The 11146-nt window shown below is 42.8% G+C and carries 4 protein-coding genes and 3 pseudogenes; 2 read left to right on the top strand and 5 right to left on the bottom strand.

From position 1 onward, the window contains the following. Positions 1 to 71 precede the first annotated feature (71 nt). Positions 72 to 529 (top strand): annotated as a pseudogene (locus tag QUA04_RS26895) (helix-turn-helix domain-containing protein); the annotation flags it as partial. Between the two features lie 24 nt (positions 530 to 553). Here QUA04_RS26895 and QUA04_RS26900 read toward each other — a convergent pair. The 4 genes and pseudogenes from QUA04_RS26900 to QUA04_RS26915 all read right to left on the bottom strand — a co-directional run. Then, positions 554 to 1780, bottom strand: a pseudogene (locus tag QUA04_RS26900) (ISAs1 family transposase); the annotation flags it as partial. Between the two features lie 292 nt (positions 1781 to 2072). Further along, positions 2073 to 2586 (bottom strand): annotated as a pseudogene (locus QUA04_RS26905) (ISKra4-like element ISMiva1 family transposase); the annotation flags it as partial. Between the two features lie 589 nt (positions 2587 to 3175). Then, on the bottom strand, positions 3176 to 4069 hold the full coding sequence (locus QUA04_RS26910; protein WP_333263052.1) for an SGNH/GDSL hydrolase family protein: 894 nt from the start codon (positions 4067 to 4069) through the stop codon (positions 3176 to 3178). A gap of 435 nt (positions 4070 to 4504) precedes the next feature. Then, positions 4505 to 5245 (bottom strand): SGNH/GDSL hydrolase family protein, encoded by a 741-nt coding sequence (locus QUA04_RS26915; RefSeq protein WP_333263055.1) that lies wholly within the window; start codon positions 5243 to 5245, stop codon positions 4505 to 4507. 983 nt (positions 5246 to 6228) lie between these two features. Between QUA04_RS26915 and QUA04_RS26920 the strand changes: the two genes are divergently transcribed. Further along, positions 6229 to 10548 carry an amino acid adenylation domain-containing protein gene (locus QUA04_RS26920; protein ID WP_333263058.1) on the top strand — a complete coding sequence of 1440 codons (4320 nt, stop codon included), beginning with the start codon at positions 6229 to 6231 and terminating at the stop codon, positions 10546 to 10548. A gap of 215 nt (positions 10549 to 10763) precedes the next feature. On the opposite strand, the gene QUA04_RS26925 is transcribed toward QUA04_RS26920, so the two are convergent. Further along, positions 10764 to 11021 carry a hypothetical protein gene (locus QUA04_RS26925; RefSeq protein WP_333263061.1) on the bottom strand — a complete coding sequence of 86 codons (258 nt, stop codon included), beginning with the start codon at positions 11019 to 11021 and terminating at the stop codon, positions 10764 to 10766. Positions 11022 to 11146: the final 125 nt, after the last annotated feature.

The following is an 11146-nucleotide window of genomic DNA, read 5'->3' on the forward strand; positions in this document are numbered from 1 at the left end:
AATTATGAAATGGAACCGAAACATCAAAAACAAAGGTAACGCGAGTTAATGCAGTTTAGATGTCGAACAGCTTATCATCTCCATTTATCAGCAAGTGGAAAATAAATTATGCGTTACATGGAATTGAAGGGTTGCTCTTAAATCATCAAGGCTTGCTGGGACAAGTTAAGCCAGAAGAACGAGCGGAAGTTATCCAAGGGTTAACCAAGAGAAACCACTGGGATTGATCGGCATTATCAAATTATATAGCAAAGCGGTATCAAATTGAATTTAACTCAAAAACTAGCTACTACCAACTTTTTAAGTCAGCCGGAATTAGCTGGAAAAAATCTCAAAATAACCACCCAAAACGTGATGAAGAACTCGTCAAAAAAAAATACCAAGAAATCTGTGAGATTCTTGAAGAACACCGAGAAGCTATCTTTGTCGAGAAAGCTTGTGGTGTATTTGATTGATGAGTGTCATCTACTCGCTTGGAGATGTCTGTGGCTATCTTTGGGGAAGGCGCAATGAAAGTATAGAAATACCCAGGCGTGAATCCAGGGTAAGAGCATCTCAATGACGCTTGACAAAAGGAACTGAGAACGCTCATCATATAATCATTAGACATAGCAGCCCGTTTCTGCTTTTGTCGTAGACTGCGCTGGAGAGTGGTTTCCTGACGCAGAGCATTGAGGGCCAAACGTCGAAGGAGAGCGAAGTTGTGAGGACTATACCCAGAGCGAATGCGACATCGATCTTCACGAAAAGTGACATCTAAAACCCAATGAACTTGATTCTCAATCCCCCAGTGTTGACGAATAATCCGTCCTAAAAACTGAGCATCCGCTGGTAAAGAAGAAAGATAGAAGTTGACTTCGTGAGTAATTTTATTCCAGAGATGGCGAGTTCTTTCAACAACAATTATGGTTCGGAGTCCCAACCATTGTTCGGCTTGATAGAGGTCTTCAAAATGGGCAATATCTAAGGCCGAAACACGGCGTTTTTCAAGGCGGTGATGTCCTTTTTCAAGGTGCTGATGGTAGCTCATTCCTGCCGATTCATCCTGCGTCAGAGTTGGGAGCTGCTGAAACTTTTCTTCGACTTGACTGTAGAGGGTCGGATGATTCTTTTTCAAAGCCAGGACATAATCGGCTTTTTGTTCTCGAATTTGTCGGAGAATTTCGGCTTGAGTTCCCATCGCATCAATTGTCCCAATTGCACCTTGAATGTCGAGTAATTTGAGCAGGGTGGGAATCGCCGTTATTTTATTGGACTTGTCTTCGACTTTAACTTGTCCTAAAATTAATTGTTGTTGACTAGCCCAAGCGGTGACGAGATTTAAAGCTTTGATTCCTTTTTCTCGGTCGTAAGAACCTCTGAGACTTGGATCGTCGGTGGGAATAACTTCTCCCACTAAACTTCCCATCAAATGTTGAAGCCATTTGTTTAAAACTTGCTCGAGTTCTCCGGGATTAAGCCCTTCAAAAACTCGCCTAAATGTATCATCTGAAGGAATGCCATTAGGGAGTTCCAAGAACTCTTTTAACCAAGCATATTTACTCAGACCATAATTTTCGATGTCTTCCCAACCTTCGGCTCCGGCGATCGCCGCTAAGATTGCAATCACTAGAATATCTTTGAAAAAATGCTTTTGAGTTCGGGAGACTCGAGGGTCTTGAATCTCTTCGACATAACTTAATAAATTAGCTTGTATTTCCTCAATCGGTTGGATTTCTGGAGTTTTCCAAGAGCGCTCTTGGGAAGCGGATTCCACTTGGGGTGAAAAACCTTTCGCCATGATAGTTCAGTTCGAGTTGATTGAATTCTAATTCTGACCCATCTTGACAGAATTCTGGGCAAGCGTAAATCCTTGCTTTACTCCCGTTAAGGCGAACAAATGAACTCTTCTGGAGTTACGGACTCTCAAGCGCGATCCAGAGCCTAGGCTCTGGATCGCACCTTCGCTCACCTTCATAGAGGAAATTATAGCTCATGGCTCTTTTTTCAAGTCCATTCGCTACAAAATTAGATGAGCTTGCCCTGGCTCGAAAATAAACATTATCTAAACAGAGGGCTTTATAATCTTTCTAATAACATGGTTCGCCCTTGTTTTCGTTACGTAGCCTGACTGTCCCTCCATCTAATGTAATTTCTTGGACTCCTTGTTTAGATGTAGGTAATTCAAATTCTTGGCTCTTGACTAATCTTTGTAATGTACTATGACTCACTGAGGTTCCTGTGAAGTTCTCTAAATCTTTTTCTCCTCATTCAGAAGATTCATTGGCACTTATTAAAAGAGAACACTTCTCCATCATTGGGCTGAGGTGACTATAAGATTTTAGCCCAAAATATTCAGCCTGATTATTTGTAATATTCAGCAACCCGATTACGGATTTTACTTTTCTGCTTCTTCCCGTTTTAATTCCTGATACTGTTGAAAAAAAAGCTACCTAGTTCTGGTGCCACTTCTTTTAAGATTTGCTGACGTAGAGATTTTTCTATGCTTTCAAAACTTGAGAGATCTTTGTACTCTGTATTTCTGTAAAGAATTTCTGCTACCTCTTTTAAGTGTGCTTTTAACTGTTGTCGATCTTCGGGTGTCATTTTCTTTAACTTATCCTTTTTTGCGGTTTTACTAGCTTCTTCATTTTAACTGTTTTTTCATAGCCTTGCAAAACTGAGATGCACCCCGTAGAAAGGAATTAAGCCCATTAGACATCTCCCATAATTATGGAAAAGTGGGCTGAAACCAAATAATATCGCTCAAAAATCCGAATTTCTGGAGATGTCTATTATACACTTGGTTGAGACAACCTACGATAAACGAATAAAAGTCTTACCTCATGAGTTAAAACAGTATCTACCTCAATGGCAAAGTTCTGAAACTTTACCGAAATGGGATATCACAATTATCCCCATTTGACTGGTACTTTATTTATCCGCTAGCTCCTAAGTGTTCGATGGAGATAGGCTGAGTCCGGTTGCTCCGAGGCGGAGATTTTTGGGTTGGGGCAACAAGACCAAAGCCTTTTTCCATTGACTTTTCCTCACCAGTCGTGACGAATGATTAAGAAACACTATAGAACCGCTAATGACTGATGCCAACCTGTAGATATTGCCATTTTTCTCAAGTACAATTTATAGGAAATTAGATGAGCTTACCCTGGAGCGAAAACGGTTTTTTGTACTTTATTTACCACCGAAAGTGCGGTAATAATGATGGCAAGCCCCCGACAGCTTCCTGGGATGTTGTCAAAACCCGAAAAAGTAACGATTGCGGACTCCCATCTTTTTTGAGATGAATCGGCTTAAACCCTGGTCTAGGTTGGCTTTCCACTTGCTTGTCACCCCCCAGTATTTTTAATAAGGCTCCTCGATAAATTTTTCTCCCTTCAGCGTTAAGATGAACGCCATCTATTGTTACATTTTCTTTCAAGACAGTCCCTTCATAAAGGGGCTGAAGTTCTTTTTCTACTATCAAAACTTTTTCTGTCGCTGCCACTTGACGAGTGAGCGCTTTAATTTGTTCCACTCTTTCCAAAGGACCAGCTAGTGTAATATCATGGCTAGCTGCAACCGATGAGTAAAAAGCCGGGATTAACACCACTTTTTTGGCGTTCATTTTTGTTCTAATCAGGCGGATAATTTGCTGCATATTGTTAATGAATTGTCGATCATCTATCGTTGAATAAATCGCATCATTAGTACCGAGGGCAATAATGGCTTTATTACATTTAACGTGAGCCGCAGTTAATTGTTTGAGCTGTTCAAGCTGAGAAATTGTTGTCAGACCCGGTAAGGCAAAATTAAAAGTATCCTTACCCATTGTATGCCCCAGCTCAGAGGTGATAGAATCTCCAAAAAAGCAAGTATCAATTTGAGTGCTTTTAGTGAGATAAAGTTGATACTTAACTTCATCCTGCCACCCAGAGTCAGAACTGAGGGTGTCTGTGGGTAATTCGATATAATTTTCATTAAACATGAGGAAGAGTCTAGCTAAATACCCCCTCTTAATCGCAAATCCTAAAATCCCTGTTAAGAGGATGACATTCAATAGAAGTGAAATAGTCGCGATCGGTTTTTTCATACAGGTATGAGGAAGGAAACTAACAGAACTTATCAATCAGGTAGTGGTGCAAAAGTAAGCATTTTTTTATTCTAGATCGTTAGGCAGAAAGGGTTGTATCTAATTGCATCATTGCTTTTGCAGGACTACCATCAATAGGTTACCAGAATGTAATTCATAATTATAATCAGTTTATGTAATCACCAATTACGAATTATTTGCTGCTGAAGGGGTGACAACCCCTCTGAGACCCATGAGATATCAAGCTTTGAGGCTCCTCAAGCCAAAAAAAGATCCCAGGTTATTGACATATCTATTGACAATAATGAGGATGGCGATCGCCCGAAAGCTTCCTTGGATGTTGTCAAAACCCGAAAAAGTAGCGATTGCAGTCCTCCATATTTTTGGAGAGTAATCGGCTTAAACCCTTGTCTGGCTAAGCTTTTAAGTTGCTTGTCACCCCGCCAGTATTTTCAATAAGACTCCTCGATAAATTTTTCTCCCTTCAGCGTTAAGATGAACGCCATCTATTGTTACAGTTTCTTTCAAGACAGTCCCTTCATAAAGGGGCTGAAGTTCTTTTTCTACTATCAAAACTTTCTCTGTCGCTGCCACTTGACGAGTGAGCGCTTTAATTTTTTCCACTCTTTCCAAAGGACCAGCTAGTGTAATATCATGGCTGGCTGCAACAGATGAGTAAAATGCAGGGATTAACAGCACTTTTTGGGCGTTCATTTTTGTTCTAATCAGGCGGATAATTTGCTGCATATTGTCAATAAATTGTCCATCCATCGTTCGATCGCTCGCATCAGTAGTACCGAGGGCAATAATGGCTTTATTACATTTAACGTGAGCACCAGTTAATTGTTTGAGCTGTTCAAGCTGAGAAATTGTTGTCATGCCCGATAAGGCAAAATTAAAAGTATCCTTACCCATTGTATTCCCCAGCCCAGAGGTGATAGAATCTCCAAAAAAGCAAGTATCAATTTGAGTGCTTTTAGTGAGATAAAGTTGATACTTAACTTCATCCTCCCACCAAGAGTTAGAACTGAGGGTGTCTGTGGGTAATTCCATATAATTTGCATTAAACATGACGAAGAGTCTACCTAAATACCCCGTCTTGATTGCAAATCCTAAAATCCCTGTTAAGAGGATGACATTCAATAAAAGTGAAATAGTCGCGATCGGTTTTTTCATACAGGTATGAGGAAGGAAACTAGCAGAACTTATCAATCAATAAGTAGGTAGGTCGGATTAAACAGAACCATGTAACATTATGTAAACAGAGCTGACGAGTTCTGCGGTCGGGCATTTGGATACTTTATGATCGTTTACATAGTTGCGTTTTACAGCGCCGACTTAGTTAGGCTACCAGAAGGTAACTCATAATTATAATCAATTTATGTACTCACCAATTATGAATTATTTGCTGGTGAAGGGCTGACAACCCCTCTGAGACCCAGGAGAGATAAAGCTTGGAGGCTCCTTAACCTAAAAAAGCTCCCAGGTTATTGACAGGTATATTGAGAATAATGATGGCGATCGCCCGAAAGCTTCCTTGGGCGTTGTCAAAACCCGAAAAAGTAGCGATTGCAGTCCTCCATCTTTTTTGAGATTAATCAGCTTAAACCCTTGTCTGGCTAGGCTTTTAAGTTGGTTGTCACCCTCCTGTCAGCTTGATGACGCAACCGTCACCTTCATACTACCCTCTCACGCTTAGAAGCTCTATACTCGCTGGAGAGTTTCTTGTGATCTGATCAAAAAGCGATCGAGGCCAATTAAAATAGTTAATAAAATTAGGATAATTTTTATCAATTCATCTTCAAAGCCTGAGCGTTTAGTTAGTTTGTAGCCATTTGACACGCAGTGCCCAATAGCCAGAAACGTCTCACATTAAGCGTTGGGAAATTTTCGGAGATATCTCTTAGGGATTGACACCGTAGGTTAAGTCGATGTAAGAATAGGTTGGGCAGTTTTGGAACTTCCAATGCCTTACACGGTATCTTACGTGTGCAGATTGAGCAACAAAAATTCGCGAAGGAAGGATAGTAAAGCCATCCCCCTCGCCAAATCGGGACGATTCCGCTCGCTAATAAGTGTTGTGAGAGATAGATGTCTGGAGAGATAAATTTTTCATACTGGCTGCAGCGACATTTGACAAAAGTTTTGGAGAATAAAAAATGACCAAAAACGTAAACGTATCAGTAGTGATTCCATCCTACAATAGCGCCAAATTCTTGCCCGAAGCTATTGAGAGTATACTCGCTCAGACTCTCCCCGCATTTGAGATTATTGTCGTAGACGATGGCTCTACTGATGAAACGAAAGAAGTCTGCGATCGCTACCCGACAGTAAAATACTTCTATCAAAACAACCGAGGCCATGCTACTGCACGCAATACTGGTCTGCGGATTAGTACGGGAGAGTATCTTGTCTTCCTGGATAGTGATGACTGCCTTTTGCCTGAAGCGATTGAGATTGGAGTCAAGCATCTCAACGCCATGCCAGAGATGGGCTTGGTGTTTGGTCGTTATTTCTTCTATTCCATTCAACCCGATGGCTCATACAAAGTAGAAGAGAAATATGAGAATCAGCCTGAAGTTGCTAATTATGAAACCCTTTTGGCTATCCGGCATAGGATTCAATGCGGTTGTATTATGTTTCGCCGTGTTGCCCTGGATACTGTCGCCATTGAGTCTATCGGTGCATTTGACCCAAGTGTATTAGCGACCGAAGATTACAATTTATGTCTGCGAATTGCCCGTAATTTTCCTATCTATTTCCACGGTCAAGTCGTTTCTCAATATCGCTACACTGGCAATAACATATCCAGTAAATCGACCTACTTTCTGATCCATGCAATCCGAGATCATTATCAGCAATGGAGTTACGTTCAACAAACTGAAAAAGAAGAATATATAGTTGCCTATGAGCAGGGCAAACACCACTGGACTAAGCTTTTTGGCAATCGATTGCCTTACGAAATCCTGAAATATATAGCAGCTAAAAAATGGGTTCCAGCCTTGGGTATTCTGAGATTAATCTTGTATTACGATCCCAAATTGCAATCTATCGAGCGCGCCATTTACGAAACATCCTATACAACTCTGATGTCAGAGCTACGAAAGCTCCCCCTTCAAGAATCCTTAGCCTATTGGAAAAAACAACTTGCTGGAGCCCCTCCTTTATTACCCCTACCCACTGACCGGCCACGCCCCCCAGAGCAATCCTTCCGGGGAGCTTCTCGGTCTTTTTGCATTTCTGCGGAAATCACGGCAGCCCTCAACCAATTGAGCGGGAACGAAGGGGTCGCCCTATCCACAACCCTGTTAGCTGCGTTTAATATCTTGCTCTATCGCTACACAGGTACCGAAGACGTGATTGTTGGCTCCCCCTTTGTGAGCCGTGTGAATGCAGAAAATTTTGTCAATGCCGTCCCCCTTCGTACAGATATGTCGGGTAATCCCACGTTCCCAGAGTTTCTGGGACGAGTGCGGAAAGTCGCTTTGTTAGCGCAAGCCTATCACGATGTACCCTATTGTTTGTTGGTCGATGAATTTTGTCCCGAGATCGATTTGAGCTATTCCCCTCTGTTTCAAGTGACCTTTGTCTTTGAAGAAAATATTCCCTTCCAAAAAATAGATCTGTCAACATTAACGGCAAGTCCTTGGGTGATTGAAAATAACGAAGGGAAGTTTGATTTAACTTTATTCTTAAAACCAACCACCGAAGGATTGGAGGGGAGTTGGTCCTACAGCAAGGATTTGTTTGATGCAGAAACCATTGAACGAATGAAGGAGCATTTCCAGATTTTTTTGGCTGGGATTGTGGCTCATCCAGAACTACCGATTTCTGCATTGCCGCTGTTGCCAGACAAAGAGAAACATCTGTTGCTTGTAGAATGGAATCAAACCCAAACAGATGACCCCCAAGATCAATGCCTCCACCAGTTAGTGGCCGGGCAAGCAGAAGCAACTCCAGAGAAAATTGCTGTTTCCTTTGAAGGTCAAACATTGACTTACCAAGAACTGCATCAACGCTCTAATCAAGTGGCCAACTATTTACAAAAAAGAGGGGTAAAACCGGATGATTTAGTCGGCATTTGTGTTGAGCGTTCTCTGGAAATGCTGGTGGGATTATTAGGTGTGCTGAAGGCTGGCGGCGCCTATGTTCCCATAGACCCGAACTACCCTCCCGATCGCGTGGAATACATGATCGATAATTCCCAAGCCAAAGTATTGTTAACACAACAGCGGCTTGTCAAGAACCTGCCTACCAAAGAAGCATTGGTCATCTGTTTGGATACGGATTGGCCCCTGATAGCTCAAGAGAGCCAGGAAAAACCGATCGCAAGTGTTACGCCAGAAAATATGGCCTACGTCATTTACACATCCGGTTCTACGGGTAAGCCCAAAGGCGTGCAAGTTCTCCACCGTGGGGCAGTCAATTTTTTACGTTCGATGCGTCAGCAACCGGGAATCAGTGCGACGGATATTTTGCTTTCTGTCACCACCCTCTCTTTTGATATTGCCGTCTTAGAACTGTACTTACCCCTGACTGTTGGAGCACAGGTTGTCATCCTGAGTCGGGAAGATGCCATGGATGGCAAAAAGTTATCAAAGACGATCGCCCAATCTGGGATTACGATCCTGCAAGCGACCCCAGCGACTTGGCGATTATTGCTGGAATCGGGTTGGGAAGGTCAGTCCCCGATGAAAATGCTCTCCGGTGGGGAAGCCATGCCTAAAGAATTGGCTGCCCAATTGTTAACCAAAGGTACGGAACTTTGGAATATGTACGGGCCGACAGAAACAACAGTTTGGTCAACGGTTTATCAAATCAAAGATGCCCAACAGCGAATTTTAATTGGTAAGCCGATCGCCAACACCGATATCTACATCTTAGATCCTCTGTTACAACCCGTTCCCGTTGGGGTGGCTGGGGAATTACATATTGGTGGTTCAGGATTAGCCCGAGGCTATTTGCAACGTGACGATTTAACGACAGAGAGATTTATTCCTAATCCCTTTCGGGAAACCGAACGAATCTACAAGACGGGGGACTTAGCGCGTTATTTGCCAGATGGAAATATTGAGTGTTTGGGTCGCCTAGATTTTCAAGTCAAAATTCGCGGTTTTCGCATCGAACTCGGTGAAATCGAGTCTGTTTTGGTCAAACATCCCAATGTGCAGCAGGCGGTGGTCATCGTCAGGGAAGATTTTCCTGGCGACAAGCGTCTAGTGGGTTATATTATCGCCGTCAACAATCAGAACCCAACCATCCAAGAACTGCGAAGTCTGCTCAAGGAGTATGTACCAGAATATATGGTGCCGTCTATCTTCGTTTTCTTGGAAGCTCTACCTCTAACACCTAATGGTAAGGTCGATCGTAAAGCTCTACCTGCACCTCAACAATCTGCCCAACCAGCAATCACACTCGCCACTCCAACGCCTCTATATCCGCCAGCCACTACAACTCAAGCAACGCAAGAAAATCCCAGAGAATTTGCCCGGCCCCAGGATGATTTGGAAGTTCAACTCATCAAGATTTGGGAAAAAGTATTGCATACTTCACCCATCAGTACGACAGATAATTTCTTCGAGCTGGGAGGACATTCCCTATTAGCGATATCGCTAATGCGTGAAATAGAGGAAACCTACAAGCAAGAGCTATCTTTAGCTATCCTTTTCCAATCGCCAACGATTCAGCAGTTGGCTAACACCCTTCGCCAACAAGGATGCTTGTCTTCTACGCAGGCTTTAGTCACGATTCAGGAAGGCAGTTCCAAACTGCCTTTATTCTTCATTTACGGCATATTCCTTTACTATGATTTGTCAAGACACCTCGGCGAAGACCAGACTTGTTATGGGATCTATTTCAACGAGGAAGTCAGTATGTTCCAAAAGGAGAAACTTGACAAATCACCAACGGATGTAGTGAGTGTTGCAGATATGGCAACTCGCTATCTCAAAGAGATCCAAAAACATCAGCCGACAGGTCCTTACCTCCTAGCGGGTGAGTCATTGGGTGGCTTAGTAGCCTTTGAAATGGCCCATCAACTTCATTTACAGGGTGAGGAAGTAGCTTTACTGTGCCTTTTGGATAGTGTGATTCCAGGGAAAAACAAAATGTCATTGAGTCAGAGGCTGGCTCTTCATGCCAAAAAGCTGCGCCAACAAGGGCTTTCCTATGTTTTCCAAAAGGTACAATTTCAGACTAAATCGACTTCTAACATTAATAATGTAGATCCTCGACTAGAGTTTCGGGATTACGCTTTCAACAGTTACAGGCCAAAGCCTTACCCAGGCAGGGCCATTTTGTTCCGGGCGATTGATGAAAATCACTTTAACACTTTGGAAAACTGGAAGGAACTGTTGCTTGGAGGATTAGACATATATGATATCCCTGGAGATCATCTAACTATCCTTCAAGAACCCAATGTCCATCTCTTGGCGGAAAAAATGAGAGTGCATATAGATCAAGCCTTAGCAAAACTTTAGGCTGTGCTCGGAGCTGCCATCTGGATCTGGTATGCAGCAGGTCTCATTCCTAATGCCAATGGAGTTTGTGCAGTCAGCTAGCCGTCTTAGGACTTATGCAATTGTCACAGTGCAATCAACTTTCAGGGTGCCTCAGACGCCGTGTTTAATCGAGAGAATAAGGCTTTGGACTTCCGGGGCACCGTACTAATTGGGCCAGTTTCGTAAGTCCTGGCTCATCGTCCCTTCTGTTGTAAAAGGGACTCGATTTTAGCAAGCAGGATTTCAAAGGGATATTCCAAGTCGGGGCGTCCCAGTTCACTCAGGCTTTTGCGGCTGTTGATGGCTTTTTTGTACTGTTCGGACTCTCGGATGGAAGGGGGTTGGATACCCTTGGCACGCCAGGAGGCCGATTGAGAATAGAGATGCGGTTGTCTTTCGCTGGGCACCTGATACCACTTCCCTAAAATAGTGCTACAGTTAGTAGAGATCATTTTTGTGAGTTACTACCCAAATATCAGGAGCAAAAATGTCAGGAGTTGTGGCTCTCCTGAAGTTGCGGTGATATTTTTATCTAATTAGAAAAGCAAGCTAATACGCGTTCTCGAAAATTATCAAA

The organism is Microcoleus sp. S13_C5 (genome assembly GCF_036700845.1).
GTDB lineage: Bacteria > Cyanobacteriota > Cyanobacteriia > Cyanobacteriales > Microcoleaceae > Microcoleus.

Coding starts and splice junctions, on each gene's coding strand:
- QUA04_RS26910 (WP_333263052.1), bottom strand. CDS start 4,069: ATGAAAAAACCGATCGCGACTATTTCACTTCTATTGAATGTCATCCTC.
- QUA04_RS26915 (WP_333263055.1), bottom strand. CDS start 5,245: ATGAAAAAACCGATCGCGACTATTTCACTTTTATTGAATGTCATCCTC.
- QUA04_RS26920 (WP_333263058.1), top strand. CDS start 6,229: ATGACCAAAAACGTAAACGTATCAGTAGTGATTCCATCCTACAATAGC.
- QUA04_RS26925 (WP_333263061.1), bottom strand. CDS start 11,021: ATGATCTCTACTAACTGTAGCACTATTTTAGGGAAGTGGTATCAGGTG.